This is a genomic window from Cycloclasticus sp. P1 (assembly GCF_000299965.1).
Lineage (GTDB): Bacteria > Pseudomonadota > Gammaproteobacteria > Methylococcales > Cycloclasticaceae > Cycloclasticus > Cycloclasticus pugetii.
In genome coordinates this window covers 41,064-58,932 of the sequence record NC_018697.1, presented here as the reverse complement: position 1 = coordinate 58,932, position 17,869 = coordinate 41,064, and the positions used below count along the sequence as shown (strand labels likewise).

16 protein-coding genes are annotated in these 17,869 nt (G+C 42.0%); 5 read left to right on the top strand and 11 right to left on the bottom strand.

Features of this window, described 5'->3' with window-relative positions:
- Positions 1-85: 85 nt before the first annotated feature.
- The 5 genes from pilQ to Q91_RS00260 are packed head-to-tail and all read right to left on the bottom strand — an operon-like array spanning position 86 to position 5,002.
- Positions 86-2,227: a type IV pilus secretin PilQ gene (gene pilQ, locus Q91_RS00280; RefSeq protein ID WP_050999764.1), complete on the bottom strand. Its 2,142-nt coding sequence runs from the start codon at positions 2,225-2,227 to the stop codon at positions 86-88.
- A 44-nt stretch (positions 2,228-2,271) separates the two neighbouring features.
- Positions 2,272-2,805: a pilus assembly protein PilP gene (locus Q91_RS00275; RefSeq protein WP_015004868.1), complete on the bottom strand. Its 534-nt coding sequence runs from the start codon at positions 2,803-2,805 to the stop codon at positions 2,272-2,274.
- Complete coding sequence (locus Q91_RS00270) at positions 2,802-3,386, bottom strand: type 4a pilus biogenesis protein PilO (RefSeq protein WP_015004867.1); 585 nt, start codon at positions 3,384-3,386, stop codon at positions 2,802-2,804. The genes Q91_RS00275 and Q91_RS00270 overlap by 4 nt, the downstream gene beginning before the upstream one ends.
- Positions 3,387-3,941, bottom strand: a complete 555-nt coding sequence (locus Q91_RS00265) for a PilN domain-containing protein (protein ID WP_015004866.1) — start codon at positions 3,939-3,941, stop codon at positions 3,387-3,389. It abuts the gene before it with no gap.
- Entirely contained in the window at positions 3,941-5,002 is a 1,062-nt protein-coding gene (locus tag Q91_RS00260) for a pilus assembly protein PilM (RefSeq protein ID WP_015004865.1), read from the bottom strand. Before Q91_RS00260 ends, Q91_RS00265 begins: the two co-directional genes overlap by 1 nt.
- 259 nt (positions 5,003-5,261) lie before the next feature.
- On the opposite strand from Q91_RS00260, the gene Q91_RS00255 reads away from it, so the two are divergent.
- Complete coding sequence (locus Q91_RS00255; protein WP_041230463.1) at positions 5,262-7,748, top strand: penicillin-binding protein 1A; 2,487 nt, start codon at positions 5,262-5,264, stop codon at positions 7,746-7,748.
- A 75-nt stretch (positions 7,749-7,823) separates the two neighbouring features.
- Here Q91_RS00255 and Q91_RS00250 read toward each other — a convergent pair whose 3' ends face one another.
- From Q91_RS00250 to rpmE, 3 genes are all read right to left on the bottom strand, one after another.
- Positions 7,824-9,116: a citrate synthase gene (locus Q91_RS00250; protein ID WP_015004863.1), complete on the bottom strand. Its 1,293-nt coding sequence runs from the start codon at positions 9,114-9,116 to the stop codon at positions 7,824-7,826.
- Between the two features lie 95 nt (positions 9,117-9,211).
- Positions 9,212-10,663: a M48 family metalloprotease gene (locus Q91_RS00245; RefSeq protein WP_015004862.1), complete on the bottom strand. Its 1,452-nt coding sequence runs from the start codon at positions 10,661-10,663 to the stop codon at positions 9,212-9,214.
- Between the two features lie 81 nt (positions 10,664-10,744).
- The gene (gene rpmE / locus Q91_RS00240; RefSeq protein ID WP_015004861.1) at positions 10,745-10,951 is read right to left on the bottom strand and encodes a 50S ribosomal protein L31; all 207 of its coding nucleotides are present in this window, start codon (positions 10,949-10,951) and stop codon (positions 10,745-10,747) included.
- 148 nt (positions 10,952-11,099) lie between these two features.
- Between rpmE and Q91_RS00235 the strand changes: the two genes are divergently transcribed.
- Together Q91_RS00235 and Q91_RS00230 are read left to right on the top strand one after the other, a co-directional pair.
- Positions 11,100-11,876: an exodeoxyribonuclease III gene (locus Q91_RS00235; RefSeq protein ID WP_015004860.1), complete on the top strand. Its 777-nt coding sequence runs from the start codon at positions 11,100-11,102 to the stop codon at positions 11,874-11,876.
- A 2-nt stretch (positions 11,877-11,878) separates the two neighbouring features.
- Positions 11,879-13,426: an MFS transporter gene (locus tag Q91_RS00230; RefSeq protein ID WP_015004859.1), complete on the top strand. Its 1,548-nt coding sequence runs from the start codon at positions 11,879-11,881 to the stop codon at positions 13,424-13,426.
- A gap of 39 nt (positions 13,427-13,465) precedes the next feature.
- Here the strand turns inward: Q91_RS00230 and Q91_RS00225 are convergent, their stop codons facing one another.
- Genes Q91_RS00225 through Q91_RS00215 form a run of 3 tightly spaced genes read right to left on the bottom strand, consistent with a single transcriptional unit; the run spans position 13,466 to position 15,646 of the window.
- Positions 13,466-13,906 carry a DUF4426 domain-containing protein gene (locus Q91_RS00225; protein ID WP_015004858.1) on the bottom strand — a complete coding sequence of 147 codons (441 nt, stop codon included), beginning with the start codon at positions 13,904-13,906 and terminating at the stop codon, positions 13,466-13,468.
- Positions 13,896-14,510, bottom strand: coding sequence for a methionine biosynthesis protein MetW (gene metW, locus Q91_RS00220; protein WP_015004857.1), 615 nt, complete (start codon positions 14,508-14,510; stop codon positions 13,896-13,898). Before metW ends, Q91_RS00225 begins: the two co-directional genes overlap by 11 nt.
- Positions 14,507-15,646 (bottom strand): homoserine O-acetyltransferase, encoded by a 1,140-nt coding sequence (locus Q91_RS00215; protein ID WP_015004856.1) that lies wholly within the window; start codon positions 15,644-15,646, stop codon positions 14,507-14,509. The genes metW and Q91_RS00215 overlap by 4 nt, the downstream gene beginning before the upstream one ends.
- Positions 15,647-15,760: 114 nt before the next feature.
- On the opposite strand from Q91_RS00215, the gene Q91_RS00210 reads away from it, so the two are divergent.
- Positions 15,761-17,404, top strand: coding sequence for a nitrite/sulfite reductase (locus tag Q91_RS00210; protein ID WP_015004855.1), 1,644 nt, complete (start codon positions 15,761-15,763; stop codon positions 17,402-17,404).
- Positions 17,391-17,843 (top strand): DUF934 domain-containing protein, encoded by a 453-nt coding sequence (locus Q91_RS00205; RefSeq protein ID WP_015004854.1) that lies wholly within the window; start codon positions 17,391-17,393, stop codon positions 17,841-17,843. The genes Q91_RS00210 and Q91_RS00205 overlap by 14 nt, the downstream gene beginning before the upstream one ends.
- The last annotated feature ends 26 nt before the right edge of the window (positions 17,844-17,869 follow it).

The window sequence follows — 17,869 nt, the reverse complement described above, 5'->3', positions numbered from 1 at the left end:
TAGCGCGTGCAATGTATTGCTTACAACAAGTACAAGCACATAAAAAAACGGGGCTTAGCCCCGTTTTTTTATCAATCTATCGTTTTTAATTAACCGCTAAATTATCTTTTAATATTTTAGGTGTAATGAAGAATAAAAGCTCTCTGTTATTATCTTGCTTAAAGTCTTTCTTAAACAACACCCCAACACCTGGCAAATCTCCAAAGAAAGGAACTTTACGAACACTGTGGTCTTTCGAACGCTCATAGATACCCCCTAAGACAACTGTATCGCCATTATTTACCAGTACTGTCGTATCTACTTCCTGTGTATTAATTGGCACACCACCCGGTTGAACATTTGAGAAATCTGGCGAGTCCTTCGTTATATTTAACTCTAAGTTAATTCGGTCATCTGGTGTAATTCTTGGCGTCACCGATAACTTTAACTCTGCCTCTTCAAAACTCGTTGAAGTAGCGCCTGAAGAGGATGCCTCTTGAAATGGAATTTCAACACCTTGACTGATTTCAGCCTCAATTTGATCAGACGTAATAACACGGGGGCTTGAAATAACTTCACCTTTTGCTTCTGTTTGTAACGCTGACAGTTCTAATTGTAATAAAGAGCTTCCAATTTTACCCATTATAAACTGTATCGCACCCGCTGGACTGGCCGCTGGCAAATCAACCATCAAACCTTCGCTGCCACCAACATCAAAAATATTTCCGGCTCCCACCGTTATTCCATTTTCTAATGCTCCACCCACGACTGTTGTTGAATCCCCTGTAGCAACGCCACCACCCGTTATGCCAGACAAACCGAACCTGACACCTAAGTCACGTGTAAAGTCATCATTCGCAATCACAATTCGCGATTCAATCATCACTTGTCGCACTGGGCGATCTAAACGCTCAATAATTCTACGAATTTCAACCAATTTTTCAGCGGTTTCTTGAACCAATAAAGTATTAGTTCTTTGGTCAACTGAAACCCCGCCTCTATTGGAAATTAACTTTGTATTTGAATTAGCATTTCCACTACGCCCGCCTGTAGATTTTAAAATTGTCACCAAGTCAGAAGCCTTGGCATAACTAACCTCAAAAAACTCCGTTAATAATGGCGACAATTCCACCACTTGCTTTTTGGCTTCAAGTTCTAATTTCTCTTGAGCCGCGACCTCTGCTTGTGGGCCAACCATCATCACATTGCCTGTAATCCGCTTCGCCAAACCTTTGCTTTTAAGAATAATGTCTAATGCCTGATCCCATGGAACATTATTCAATCGCAAAGTCACGCTGCCACCGACAGAATCACTAGCCACTAAATTCATATCTGTGAAATCGGCAAGCAGTTGCAATACAGATCGAACTTCTATACTTTGAAAGTTTAGAGATAACTTTTCACCTGTATAGGGAAATTTATCAGCTACCAATTCTTCTTGCTCTTGTTTTGTTAATGGTTTGAATTCAACCGTTAACAATTCATCCATCTGATATGACAAAAATTCGTAGTGGCCAATTGCTGCAATTGATAACTTTGTATCATTACCAGATGGCATCACATCAATAGTTTTTACAGGTGTTGCAAAATCTAATACATCTAATCTATTAGCAAGCTCTGGGGGTAGCGAAGTGTCTTTAATATCTACAATGACTTTACCACCTTCCTGCTTAACATCTACAACCGAAGAGGTATTTGTAAGGCTCACTAAAACACGCCCTTCACCTTCTTCACCGCGCCTGAAATCCACTGCACTAACTAATTTATCTGCCGCTTTTGCTGGTGCTGTTGTTGCACTAGGACTGCTAATCACAGGAGCACTTGTCACATTACCTAACGTTATAAAGACACTCTGCCCCTCTATTTTTGTTGCATAAGGCGCAGCATCATTAAGGTTAAGCACAACTCGTGTTCTACCACCTGCCTCTAACGCTCTAACGCTGATGGCTTTACCGATATTAATTGGAATAGTTGTTTTACCAACACCATTACTTACCCCCATAAGATCGATGGCTATTCTAGCTGGGTTATCAGTACTAAAACTTTTCAACTGATCTGGCGCAGAATCCAACGATAGTTCAAGCTGTACTTTATTCCCAGGCAAACCGGAAAATTGAATATCCTTCAGAATGGCTGCTTGCGCAGGCATCATTGACATCGAAGCCCAACATGCCATAGCAAACATTCCTTTTATTAGCCGAGCTTTTTGCTTTGCTATGTCCCATCCACTTGCATTTGACTTGTGCATGAATTTTCCCTTATTTACATGTTTCATTATCAATATTCTCTTCTTTATTCAACAAGAGCCAAAGAAGCTTCTCTTTCGCGCCACTTACCAGCTGTTGTAGCTACCCATTCTGCAAGATCAATTTGTTGATCTTGTATTCTTATAATTTTGCCGAAGTTTTGACCTAAATAATTACCTGCCTGAACGCGGTGTATAACTCCATCATTTGCCTTTACAAGGGCCCACTGTTCATTGTCTTTAGACAGCGTACCAACCATCCTTAATGTATCTAGCGGGTAAGCTTCCAGTTCCTCTTTTTCTCTTTCCAAATCAGGTCCAGGCCCTTCTACACTCATCATTTTCTCAATAGCCTGAGGCTCATCAAGTTTTTCAAAGGGGTTACGCAAGCCATCAGCAACATAACTATACGACTCATACGACTTGATAACAGGCATCGGCTCAATTGGCGTTGCTGGTTTAGACTTTACTTGTGAAATATAGGCTTTTAAATCATCAAATTCCTCGCTAACACAGCCCCCCATCAATAGCGTCAACATGATAAGAATCAGCAGTTTATTTAGCTTTAAGCGAGCCATCATTTATCATCCTCATCTAAGTAACGATAAGTTTTTGCAGTTGCATTCATTGTCATCTGCCCACCTTTTCCAGCCGGTGTTAGTGACACATTATGTAACGTTACAATACGTGGTAAGGCTGCTAAATTACTAACAAACTCTCCAAACTCGTGATAATTTCCCACTACGGTTAATTTAATCGGCTTTTCAGCATAAAAATCTTTTCTTTTTTCGCCCGACGGTTGAAATAAGCTAAACTCCAAACCACTTGCTAAGCCTGCTTGGGAAACATCAACCAATAAATCGGCTATTTGTGTTTTATTAGGTAACTGCTGCAACATTGCACCGAACTGCTCCTGCATATCACTAAGTTGTTGCTTATAGGCATCTAGGTTGACGGCTTTTGCTTGTTTTCGCTCAAACGTTTTCTTTAAGGCCGTTTCTTTTTGCTCTACTTTCTTTAAGTCATCCCACTGATCAAGCGTGTCAAAATAAACCCAAGCACCGAGCAAAATAACACTTACTAAAACAATAGCCCCTATTTTAATAGCGGTGGGCCAATTACCCGCCTCATTAAAATCCCAATTAATCTCATCTAAATTCATTTATTTTCCCTCCGTGGGCTCCCCAACTTTTGCCTGAGCAACTTTCAGGGTAAAACTATTTGCATCAACACCTTTTGAGCGAATCACATTCAAGTCAGTCCCTTTCAACCAAGGCGACTGCTCCAAACTACGCATATAAGCCGAGACCCTTGTGTTCGATTGGGCATTACCCTCGATGGCCAGTTTTTTTCCGCTTTGGTTAAATTTAGTAAGGTACACACCTTCAGGCACTGTTTTTGCCAATTGATCAAACATGTGTACGATTTCAGGCCGGCTACTTTGCAAACGTTGTATGACTTCCATCCGAGCCAGCAGCTTACTTTTTGTCTTATCTAACGCTTCAATTTCCTTAATTTTTTTATCTAAAACAGATATCTCATTTTGAATAAATCGATTACGGTTATTTTGAGTTTCAATAAGCCCTTCAATCGAAAAGTGCACTGTCGCCATCAAGATGATTGATGCCAATACACCCATACCCAAAAACATTAAAAAGTCAATTTGGCGCTGCTTTCGCAGTTCTTCGCGCCATGGAAGAAGGTTAATTTTAGCCATTAATCAAAACTCCTTAATGCAAGACCCGTTGCAATCATCATTGCGGGCGCATCATTACTAAGCGCCTGAGCTTTTACTTTCCCGGCCAATGTCATCTGAGAAAATGGGTTTGCTACCGTTGCAGGGGTTCCTAGCTTTTCCTCTACCAACGCATCAATCCCTAGTAAAGATGAAGTACCCCCAGAAAGAATAATGTGATCTACGCTATGTTGAGCGCTAGAAGAGAAAAAGAACTGCAATGAACGCCCAATTTGTTGGCACATGACCTCTTTAAAGGGGTCTAACACTTCTGTTATATAACTGTCTGGCAAGCCGCCATGTTTTTTGGCCATGCCAGCCTCTTCATACGAAAGCCCGAACCGACGTTGAATCTCTTCTGTTAATTGTTTACCGCCAAAGCCCTGCTCTCGAGAGTAGATGACTTTATTTTTATGAATAACATTAAGCGTTGTTACCGTAGAGCCTGTATCAGCAATAGCAATCGTTGCCTCGGGGCCATAGTCGGGCAGTCCGCTTTGTAAAAGCCCATAGGCATTTTCTAGCGCATAGGCTTCGACATCCACTATTTTGGCTTTCAACCCGGCCAGATCTAATACCGCCACCCTATCGTCTATATTTTCACGCCTTGACGCTGCCAGCTGTACATCTATTAAGCTTGCATTTCTTTCATTTGGACCAATAACACTAAAATCCAGATTAACCTCGTCCAAAGCATAAGGAATGTATTGATCAGCAATCATCTCAACCTGCGCTTCGAGTTCTTCATCACTTTCAGGTTTCGGGATAGTAACAATTTTGGTGATAACAGCGGAGCCAGAAACCGACAACGCAGCTTGCTTTAATTTTGTGCCTGAACGCTCAATAACGGTAGACAGCGTATTTCCGATAGCCTCAAGGTCTGCAAAATTATTATCAATAACCGCATTTTCAGGTAACGCTGCAACACCATAGCTCTCCACTCGGTAACGTGAACCATGTCGACTGAGCTCTATAAGCTTAATCGCTGATGAACTGACATCAATACCCAAAACATTAGGGTTATTACGTTTGAAAAAAGACATCCTGTATTTCCCTTCTCTTTAGTCGTTCCTGTGACCACACAGAGAACTCTCAATAATTTAAATACAACTAAACAACAAAATCAAGCATAAAATCAATAACTAACAACGTTTTCTTTGAGTATAGCCTTACTTTTAGATATATGTGTTTTCATTTTAAAAAAAAACCATTAAGCCACGGTTAATGTGATTTTCTTCATAATGCTAATACAATAGTACACCATTACTTAATCCACCCCCTACTTTTGCAGCTAAAAACGGAATGAATCAACAGCACAGCTCTTCATCACTTTTTAAAAAAGTCAGCATATCTATTTTTTTGATAGGTGTGATTTTTATTGGTGCCCTCGGTTTATACATCAAGTTTTCAATAATACCCGACCTCCCTGATGTCAATCTCTTAAAAAATATCCAGCTCCAAACCCCTATGAGCATCTACAGCCGAGACGGCTTACTCATTGCTAAATTTGGTGAAAAAAAACGCATTCCTACACGTTACGAAGACATTCCAGCGACCCAAATCAATGCCTTTCTTGCCGCTGAAGATAAAGACTTCTTTCAACACTCAGGTGTCGATTTTATTGGGCTTCTGCGTGCCACAGGCCAGCTTCTATTAACTGGCGAGAAGAAACAAGGAGGCAGCACCATTACCATGCAGGTCGCCAGAAATTTCTTTCTCACGAAGAAAAAAACGTATTCGAGAAAAATACGTGAAATCCTCTTATCTTTTATTATTGAAAGAGAGCTAAGCAAACAAGACATTCTAACGCTTTATCTAAATAAAATTTACCTTGGCCATCGCTCGTACGGTATAGCAGCAGCCGCTCAAGTGTATTATGACTCAACACTTTCAGATCTCTCTTTAGCCCAGCAAGCAATGATTGCTGGACTTCCAAAGGCACCTTCCGCCTTCAACCCAATCTCCAACCCAGACAGAGCGCTCCTTCGCCGTAACTATGTTCTTAACCGATTACTAAGTCTTAACTACATTAGTCAACCGGAGTTTAATGCCGCCATTGCCGAACCCATTACCGCTCGCTTACATTCTGCTTCTGTGGAACTTGAAGCACCTTATGTTGCAGAAATGGTGCGCAATGAAGTTTATGAAATATATGGTGATGAAATTTATACCAACGGCATGCATGTTGTCACCACTCTCGACAGCACTCACCAAAATGCTGCCAATCATGCCGTTAGAAAGGCCTTACACGCCTATGATCGGCGCCACGGGTATCGCGGTATTTTAGACCATATTGACTTAGATAATATCGACACCAACGACTTAGATTTAAGTCCTTTATCATCGTATAAAAAAATTGGTGAAACAGAACCCGCCATTGTGACCGCTTTAACGGACAAGAGCGTTACTGCCATCACCTCAGATAAAGTACTAGTCGAAATTACTTGGGAAAACCTGAAATGGGCATGGCCATATATCAACGAAAATAAGCAAGGGAAAAAGCCAACCTCAGCCGCTGAAATTTTGGCTGTTGGTGATATTATCCGGGTTCGTCAGCAACCTAATACTGATATTTTTGAGCTTGCCCAAGTGCCTAACGTTTCTGGCGCGCTCGTTTCAATTAACCCAAACGATGGTGCTCTCACTTCTCTTGTTGGGGGCTATGATTATTACTCCAGTAAATTTAACCGTGCCTTTCAATCTCAACGCCAACCGGGGTCTGGCTTCAAACCTATTTTATACTCCGCTGCCCTATCTAAAGGCTATACAACGGCTACGTTGATTAATGATGCTCCTGTCGTTTTTGATGATGCAGGCCTCGAACAGCAATGGCGACCAGAAAATTATAGCGGCAAGTTCTTTGGCCCTACCCGTTTACGTGAAGCGCTTATTCACTCAAGAAACCTAGTCTCAATAAGAATTCTACGGGACATCGGCACAAAATATGTACGAAACTTTGCCGGACGTTTTGGCTTTAACCCCTCCTCACTACCAAACAACCTCTCCTTGTCCCTTGGTAGCGGTAGCGCTAACCCATACAAAATGGCAACCGCTTATTCTGTCTTTGCTAATGGCGGCTTCAGTGTAAGCCCTTATTTTATCCAACAAATTACTTCTGCCTCTGGCGAAATACTCTTCCAAGCTAATCCAGCTGTCGCCATCATCGACAAGCAAGAAACGCCACAAAGCAAAAATCTACTTGCCGACTCAGCAGTGACAACGCCGCTAATAACGCCTACGCTATTAGATAACAACACACCCATTGACCCCATCGTTGAACCTCCTATTAGAAAAGCTCCTCGTGTTATTTCCCCACAACTTCACTTTCTTATTAATTCTTTATTAAGGGATGTTGTCAACCGAGGAACCGGGAGAAAAGCCCTTTCTTTAGGTCGCTCAGACCTAGCAGGTAAAACGGGCACGACCAATGATCAAAGGGATGCTTGGTTCAATGGATTCAACCCTTCATTGGTTGCCGTTGCTTGGGTTGGCCTTGATAACGGCAAACCATTAGGCAATAGAGAAACAGGTGGCCGCGCCGCCTTACCTATTTGGATTGACTTTATGAGGGAGGCACTTAAAAACACACCTAATATCCCCCTCTCACAGCCCGATGGCATTGTTGGATTATTAATTGACTCTGAGACAGGGTTAAAAACAAACCCTTCAAACCCAAAAGCTATTTTTGAATATTTCCGAGAAGAAAATACACCGCCAGCTGATAATAAAAATAATGAATTCAGTAACTCGTCCCTAGGAAAACAACCCTCCATCGAAGAGTTATTCTAAAACACGTGATCTAACTACCAAAAAAAACGCACTTTTAAGTGCGTTTTTTGTAGCAATTATTAAACGTTACGGCTATTAACGTTCGTCCAGTGACACATAATCACGTTTTGGAGAACCTTTGTATAGCTGACGTGGACGACCAATTCTACCTTTTGGATCAGCCATCATTTCTAACCAATGTGACACCCAACCAGATGTTCTAGCAAGTGCAAACATCACCGTGAACATACTGACAGGAATACCAAGTGCCTTATAAATAACACCCGAATAAAAATCAACATTTGGATACAACTTACGCTCAACAAAATACTCATCTTTCAATGCAATTTCTTCAAGCTTCATTGCTAATTCAAACATCGGATCTTGCGTGCCCGTCTCTTCAAGCACCTCGTAGCATACCTTTCTAATAATCGTTGCTCTAGGATCAAAATTCTTATATACACGATGCCCAAAACCCATGAGTTTAAATGGGTCATTCTTATCTTTGGCTTTTTCTAAGAATTTAGGAATATTTTCCACACTGCCAATTTCGTCCAGCATTGTCAGCACCCCTTCATTAGCACCACCATGGGCAGGCCCCCATAACGCTGCAATACCCGCTGAAATACAAGCAAATGGGTTTGCACCTGTACTGCCTACCAACCTAACTGTTGAAGTACTCGCATTTTGCTCATGGTCAGCATGCAAAATAAACAATAGATTCAGGGCTTTTGCTGCAATCGGGCTAACGACATAATCCTCACAAGGTACTGAAAACATCATGTACAGTAAGTTTTCACAATAATCTAAATCATTACGCGGGTAGACAATTGGCTCACCGATTGAGTGCTTATAACAAGCCGCAGCAATCGTAGGTAATTTAGAAATCAACCTGTGCGCCGAAACCATCAAGTGCTCTTCATCATTCATGTTTAAACCATCATGATAAAAAGCCGCTAACGACCCTACCACACCCATCATCATGGACATAGGATGAGCATCATGACGAAAACCATCAAAGAACTTTTTCAACGACTCGTTAATCATCGTATGACGGCGAATAATATTACTGAAAGTTGCAAACTCTTCCGCATTTGGCAATTCACCATGAATTAACAAATACGCTGTCTCGATATAGTTACTATTTTCAGCCAACTGCTCAATGGGGTAGCCGCGATGCAACAACACGCCTTTATCGCCATCAATAAACGTAATTTCACTTTCACAACTTGCCGTTGTTCCAAAACTAGGATCGTGTGTGAAGTACCCTAGTTCACCCGGTATCCCTTTAACATCAATGGTTGAATTACCAAGCGTACCCTCAAGTAATGGCAGCTCTACACTTTTCCCAGTTGTATTATCTGTTAGCGTTAAATTTTTTGACGACATCTATAACTCCCTATCTATAAATAGTGCTATCTCACTACTTACGCGCAATAAAAACATGCACTCATTAAAAATAATTTGAAAACTTACTCATGATTTTAACGAACTATCTTAATCAGGTCACCTAGTTTGGGCTCACGATTCGGAAAAAGATCATTCAAAAGCCTCAGTTGGTCTTCTACATGGTGAGTGATCGGCGAGTTTTTAGCCAGCAGCTTTATACTTTTATTATGTTGGCCAACCTTCACTAACACCACCTTTAACTCTTTTGCGACTTTTCTATCTTTAGCATTCAACCTTGAAAAGCTTTTAATGCTCGTAAGCACTTGCTTATCAACCTCTACAAATCTATCAGCTCGTTTTGTTGTCGCAAAAAAGACAAACGCCCTTAAGCCATCAAATACCACGGCTATTCGAACCTTGCCTTGCCCATATGGTGTTTTACCGTTAACTATCGCCTGATAGCCAGCTAACTGACCCACTGAAAAAGGCTTTTCACTGAGTGTTTTTGTTATTCCTAAGCGAGTTCTTAGAAACTCCTTAGGGGTTATTTTTTTATTTAAATCTTCTAACGTTAATTGCATCAACGCATCGTTGTTAGGGGTTGATGCAGCAATTGCGTTCGGCTTGTTCAAAATAAGCCACTGACTAGGAAACGTCAGTTTAAAATTCATCTCAGGGTGATAAAAGTGACGCCCACGAATGATTCCATCTTTCTCGCTGTCGCCAAATGTTAAGCTCTCTATTTTTTTTAAAAACGTAGTGTCTTGACCAGTCGTTCCTGAAACAACTGATGAAGCCCCTGCTCCACTTAACACTTGTTGCAAACGGGTATCATTATCGGGGTGGGTTGAAAACACACCGTGATAAGCTCGTGGCTCACGGCCTTGCTCAATAGCTAGTTTTTTATCGAACAACTCTTGATTCTTTAACGTTGAGATGACTTGTCGCATGGCAGAGGCACGATACCCCGCATTAATCAGGTACTGAACCCCTAAACCGTCGGCTTCTAACTCGTGTTCACGCCCATAACCTCTGACTATGCCCGTGCCTAACATATTCGTTAATTGTCCAGCCCCCTGCACCCCAGATGCAGCCGCAATAAGGCTTCCAATGATATTTGTTGTCGTTGCTAGGCTATGCTGACGAACAGAGTGTCTCGCTGTGACATGACCTAATTCATGACCCAACACGGCAGCCAACTCAGCCTCACTATTAAGGTACACCAATAAACCTCGAGTAATATAAATATAGCCGCCGGGTAATGCAAAAGCGTTGACTTGAGTGCTATCTAATAAGGTAAATCGGTAAATTAAGTTTTGTCGATGGCTAACACGTGCAACCCGATCACCCACCGATTGCACATACTGCTGAAGCTCTGGGTCATCATAGCGACGATATGCCTTCATTACTTGCTGACTATGCTGCCGACCTAAGGCCAGCTCTTCTTGCTCTGACATTAAGACAAAGTCACGCTCTCCGGTTACTGGGTTAACCGAGCAGCCAACACAGAGTAATACGATTATGACAATACTATAACGACTTACCATGCCTCCTCCCTAAAACACTTAAGCAAAAAAAATGCTACCTATAAGGTAGCATTTTTTTCAACTATACGCTTTAGCGTCAACTTATCCACGCTGATAACGTTTATTAAACTTATCAACACGGCCAGCCGTATCAACAATACGCTGTTTACCGGTATAAAATGGATGACACTCTGAACAAGATTCAATATGCAGTTCAGACTTACTGAGTGTTGAACTAGTTTTAAAAGCATTCCCGCAACTACAAGTAACGGCTACTTCGTTATATTCTGGGTGTGTATCTGGTTTCATAGTATTCTCTAAAAATCTGTGGCAGGACAGTACTGTCCTTAAGCTTGGTCGCGCATCATACGAAAAATGTTAGCCTTTAGCAAGTCCTTTCATTGTTACCTTTGTTCGGTATGATGTCTAATTTTATTAATTGTTCAGAAAACCCCTCATGAAAATTGTTTCAATCAATATTAACGGCATTCGCGCTGGCGAAAGAAAAGGCTTTTTTAACTGGGTACAACAACTCGATGCTGATGTACTGTGCTTACAAGAAATAAAGGCCCAAGAAGATCAACTAACTGCCGATACCTTCTGGCCCGCTAATTACCATTGTTTCTACCATCCTGCCGAAAAGAAAGGTTACAGCGGCGTCGCCATTTTTTCCAAGCAAAAGCCTGACAATGTAACTAAAGGTATTGGTTGGGAAGACTTTGATGCCGAGGGTCGCTTTATTGAAGCCGCCTTTGGCAACCTAAGGGTATCATCTATTTACATGCCATCGGGGTCCTCAAAAGAATCCCGCCAAGCCTTTAAGTACGACTTAATGGATCGATTAATGCCCGTGCTACAAGAAAAACAAAAAGATGGCAAACAACATATTATTTGTGGGGACTGGAATATTGCACATAAAAAAATAGACATTAAGAACTGGCGCGGCAATCAAAAAAACTCTGGTTTTTTACCCGAAGAGCGCGCTTGGCTAGACGAGCTATTTGGCAAAGAAGGCTGGGGTGATGCCTTTCGCCTTGTGAACCAAGAAGCCGAACAATATACATGGTGGTCCAACCGAGGACAGGCGTGGGCCAATAACACTGGCTGGCGGATAGATTACCAAGTTATTTCAGAAAACTTAAAAAATACGGTTACCAATGCATCCATCTATAAAGATGAGCGGTTTTCTGACCATGCCCCCTTGATTGTTGATTACGACATCCCTACAGCCTAATTATGCCGATCTCTATCGCCCAAGGAAGTTGGCTAGGCTCTATTCGTGCCTTCTGCCAACCACCCGTCATAGCGATGCTATTTTTGGGCCTGTCTGCAGGCATTCCACTCCTATTAATTTTTTCTTCATTAGGCTTATGGCTGCGCGAAGCTGGCATTGAGCGTGCTACTGTTACTTATTTTAGTTGGGCTGCTTTGGGCTATTCTTTTAAGTTTGTTTGGGCACCCTTGGTTGATAAATTACCACTGCCTTTTTTAACCACTTGGCTCGGCTATCGACGAAGCTGGATTTTATTTTCACAGCTAATGATTATCATCTCGATTTGCTTGATGGCGTTCATAGATCCGCACCAAGATGACCTAGTTCTCATGGCTTTTGCCGCTATTTTGCTCGGTTTCTCTTCAGCGACGCAAGATATTGTTATTGATGCTTATCGCATTGAATCAGCCGAGAGCAGCCTACAGGCGCTGATGTCATCTAGCTACATTGCCGGCTATCGGATTGGCATGATTGTTTCTGGTGCTGGCGCGTTATTGCTAGCCAACCACTTAGGGTCCAGTATAGACAGCTACAGCTATAGTGCATGGCAGTGGACCTACCTATGTATGGCCAGCATCATGTTAATTGGCGTTATCACAACACTTTTGATATCTGAGCCCCGTCAAAAAATTCACTCCAATTTTTTCCACGACACCCGTGAGCATGTCCAGCTATTAACGCTTTTCACCTTGGCTGTTACGGGTTTTATTGCTGTTTATTTTTTTAGCGCCGATACGGCAAACCAACTCAAGGCAGAGCTCACCTCGCTTTTCTCAAACAGACCCCTGGCCAGTGTTTTAGTCGAATTCTTCCGCCTTGGACTGGCACTGGCAGGTGCAAGCCTTGTCACCCGCCTGCTGATATCAAGTGGGCTTATTTCTTATACACTGGTCACCAAAACTTACATAGAACCCGTTAAAGACTTTTTCTCACGTTATGGTTATTCAGTCGCTTGGCTGCTACTGGCTTTGGTTGGCTTGTATCGAATATCTGATATTGTTCTAGGCGTCATTTCAAACATCTTTTATCAAGACCTTGGCTTCAGTAAGCCCGAGATCGCGAGCGTGGTAAAAACATTCGGACTACTGATGACTCTTCTGGGCGGTTTTATTGGCGGCTTACTTGTTTTACGTTTCGGCGTGATACGAATCTTGTTTATCGGCGCCTTACTGTCTGCACTGACTAACTTGCTCTTTATGCTGTTAGCACAAATAGGTCACAATATGCCTATGCTTTACCTTGTGATTTCTGCTGATAATTTGTCTGCTGGTCTTGCTAGCGCTGCCTTCATTGCTTTTTTATCGAGCCTCACCAATGTTTCATTCACCGCCGTACAGTACGCCATTTTTAGTTCTTTGATGACCTTGCTACCCAAAATATTAGGTGGCTACTCTGGTTCGATGGTTGAATTATTTGGCTATGAACAATTTTTCCTAATCACCGCGTTAATGGGGGTCCCTGTCCTTGTGCTGATCAGTTGGATTAATAAACACATTAAACTAAACGTTTAAAGGGACGTAAAAAACTACGGCACCTTGATGAATAGCTGGCTAATCAACATAAAACTGTTGTTTAAAACTCAATTCCAGCGGTTTTATTACACCTTTTGGTTTTAGGCTGATATTAAATGTCACCACTTCTTTGTTCGACACTCTAAACTCACTCAAATAATAAATAGCCTTTCCTTCCGCTACTCTTCTTGATTCAAGAGTCTTTAACTGACCCGCACGATTAACGGCCATTACTTTAACGTCTGCATTAACTGTTTGAGGCAACTGGCCCGGGTGGGGCTTCTTTTGAACCGACAGGTTTAACACCCCTTTATAACGGCTCCGCAAAATGCCATAAGCCGTAGCCATTTGTGGCGGCAAGGTATCAGCAGTAAACGCGTTGTAATACACAATATAATCACCAAAATCGTAAGCATTTTCTGCTGTACTCAATGTTGGGCATAACAATAAAAGTAATAAAAAGTATTTTTTAAATCGCATCTTTTTTTCCATCAAGTTGATAGAGTGCCACTTCGCCAAATAAATTAGGCCATAGCTTCATTAATGTACTTGGTCGATGATCATAATCCATGATCCCTTTTTTAGAAATCACCATTGAACGTTGATGACAAAACTGTTCAAAATCACTCACTGTACATAAATGTATGTTTTTTGTATCGTACCATTCAGCCGGTAAAGCCTTAGAAACGGGCATCCGCCCTTTCAGCGAAAGGTAAAGGCGACAGCGCCATAAACCAAAGTTTGGGAACGTCACTATACTTTTTCGTCCTACCCGCAGCATTTCCTCCAGTGTTTTATCTGGTCGATGCAGCGCTTGTAATGCTTGGGTCATAATCACGTAATCAAATGATCCATCAGCAAAATCAGTTAAACCTGCATCCAAGTCTGTCTGAATAATATTGACGTTCTTTTTTAAACAACTCAAGACATTCTGTTGGTCTATCTCTACCCCATAGCCCGTCACCTGCCGATTTCTTTGCAACCAATCGAGTAACGCACCATCACCACAACCTAAATCTAGCACCCTAGAGCCCGGCTCTACCCAATCGCAAATTTTTTCTAGTTCGGGTCTAAGTTCACTCACGGCGACACCTCAATATTTCGCATATAGGCACCAAATGCATCGAGATAGTCGTCATTGTGCACTAAAAATGCATCATGCCCATAATTCGACTCAAACTCTAAGTAGCTAACATCTCGACCCGCCTCGGTTAATGCACTGACAATCTCTTTGGAACGAGCAGGTGAAAAACGCCAATCTGTAGTAAACGAGGCTAAAAAGAATTTTGCTTGAACTTTCTCAAATACAGCAGATAAATCGCCCCCCTCTTTTTCAGCAGGGTCAAAATAATCTAACGCCTTGGTCATTAATAAATAAGTGTTCGCATCGAAACGGTTAGCAAAAGATTCTCCTTGATATCGCAAATAGCTTTCTACTTGAAACTCAACACCGTAATCATATTTAAGTTGATCGTTTTTTAGTTCTCGACCAAATTTATCACCCATTGCATCATCAGATAAATAGGTTATATGCCCCAACATTCTTGCGACCTTTAAACCATTAGCCGGCACCGTATTATGATCATAATAACGACCGCCGTGAAAATCAGCGTCACTCATAATAGCCTGTCTCGCGACCGCATTGAAGGCGATATTTTGTGCTGATAATTTAGGGGCAGACGCAATGACGATGGCATGGCGTATCATATCTGGAAATTGAATCGCCCATTGCAACGCCTGCATACCTCCTAAACTGCCGCCCGCTACAGCGGCCCATTGACTGATACCGAGCTTATCTGCCAGTCTTTTTTGATAGTTAACCCAATCAACAACGGTCACTATTGGAAAGTCTTGACCGTAAGCTTGCGAGGTTTTCGGGTCAATACTTCGCGGCCCTGTTGAACCACTGCAGTGGCCCAAATTACAGGGCGAGACCACAAAAAACCGGTTCGTATCAATTGCTTTTCCCGGCCCTATGCATATATCCCACCAGCCTGGCTTTGAGTCGCCTTCATGATGATACCCAGCGGCATGATGATCTGCCGATAAGGCATGGCAAATTAGAACCGCATTATCTGCTGCCGAATTTAACCTGCCATAGGTTTCATAAACAATATCGTATTGCTCAATGAGCCTACCACTCTCCAACGATAACGGCTCGTCAAAATGAAGGGTTTGTGGCTCAACAATACCCACTGAATTTGTTTTAATATTAGACAATTTATTCTTTTAAGTTATAATAATATCAGTTAATATTATTTTTAATTATATCAAAAACCCTTTATATTCACCGGCCTAGTATGAATTTACTGCGCCTTAAGCGACGATAATAACATGTACCTGTATAACGAATTTGATCAAACTCTTGTCAACGAACGCGTTGAACAATTTCGCGATCAAACAAAGCGGTTCTTAAATGGCGATCTAACGGAAGAACAATTTCGCCCCTTACGCCTTATGAATGGTTTATACATTCAAACACATGCGCCAATGTTGCGCATCAATATACCGTACGGCTTATTATCAAGTAAACAGCTTCGCATGCTTGCCCACGTTTCTCATAAGTATGACAAAGACTACGGACACTTTACGACTCGCCAAAACATTCAGTTTAATTGGCCAGAGCTAAAACGGGTGCCCGATATTCTTGCTGACTTAGCAAGCGTGCAAATGCACTCTATTCAAAGTAGTGGCAATTGCATCCGAAACACGACTGCAGACCCACTAGCCGGCGTTTGTGCAGATGAAATTGAAGACCCAAGACCCTATTGCGAAATAATTCGTCAATGGTCAACTTTACACCCAGAGTTTTCATACCTGCCACGCAAATTTAAAATTGCCGTAAGCGGTTCACCAAAAGATCGTGCCGCTACGCAAGTACACGATATTGGTCTACATCTTAAAAAAAATGCTGATGGCAACATCGGTTTTGAAGTTTTAGTTGGTGGAGGACTTGGGCGCACCCCCGTTATTGGTCAAACAATTAACAACTTTATTGCTGAAAAAGACCTCTTGTCCTACCTTGAAGCGATTCTTCGCGTTTATAACCGCTTTGGCCGCAGAGATAATAAATACAAAGCCCGTATTAAAATACTCGTTCGCGAAACAGGCTTAGATACTTTTAAAGAACAGGTCGAAGCAGAATGGGCTTCCATCCGAGACAGTCAATTAACGCTAACCGACGATAACATTCAACGTGTAAAACGTTACTTCACACCACTAAATTACGAAACAGCTAACGATGAGGCTTTAGAGCAACACTTGGCTAATAGCGGTGCTTTTCGTCAGTGGTTTCAACAAAATACTAAAGCGCACAAACAATCCGGTTACCGTATTGCCTTTGTTTCGCTTAAATCACCAAAGCGTCCGCCGGGCGATGTAACCAAACAGCAAATGGAACTCATCGCCGATTTGGCTGACCAATATAGTTTTGGCCAGATCAGAACCACTCACGACCAAAACCTTGCATTAACCGATGTAAAATCCAGTGATTTATATGCCCTTTGGCAGCAATTAGCCGAGCATGACCTTGCAACAGCAAATATTGGCACGATTACCGATATGATTTGCTGCCCCGGTCTCGATTTTTGTAGCTTAGCAAATGCCAGCTCTATTGATATCGCACAAGGTATTACTGACCGTTTTACTGACAGCGCCATTGACGCTGGCAATATCAGCCTCAAAATGTCTGGTTGCATGAATGGCTGTGGCCACCATAGCATCGGTGAAATTGGTATTTTGGGTGTCGATAAAAAAGGCGAGCAATGGTATCAATTAACTCTAGGTGGTTCCGATAGCCATCAAAGTAAATTAGGGGACAGGCTTGGAAAAGCCATTGCCAAAGATGGTGTAGTAGATGCTATTGACGACATTGTTCAGGTCTATAAAGCCAACAGAATAGATGATGAAAACTTTGCAAGCACACTGCAACGCATCGGATTACAACCGTTTAAGGATAAAGTGTATGACGCTCATTAAAAACAACGAAATCGTTCAAGACCGTTGGACCAAGCTAGACGAAGAGCAAGCTCTACAAGCAGACTATAACATCATCGATCTTGCCTATTGGAATGCCAATAAAGATTCCTTAATCGCTAGCAAAGGACATCTTGGCTTATGGGTTCAAGGCGATGAAAGTGCAGAACAATTTGCAGATGACTTACAATACTTTGAGCTTATCGCTATACACTTTCCAACATTTGTTGACGGTCGTGGTTACTCACTAGCGAAAATATTACGTGAAAAGCACCATTACACCAAAGAAATCAGAGCCGTTGGTGATGTCCTCCCCGATCAGGCTCTTTATTTAACACGTGTAGGATTCGATACACTTGAATTCTCAACTAAAGAAGCTGGTTCGCTTGCCTTAGAAAAATTAAATGAGTTTAGCGTTTTCTATCAGGCTGCTACCAACTAGCAGCCTTGCCCTTATCGTTATTTTTA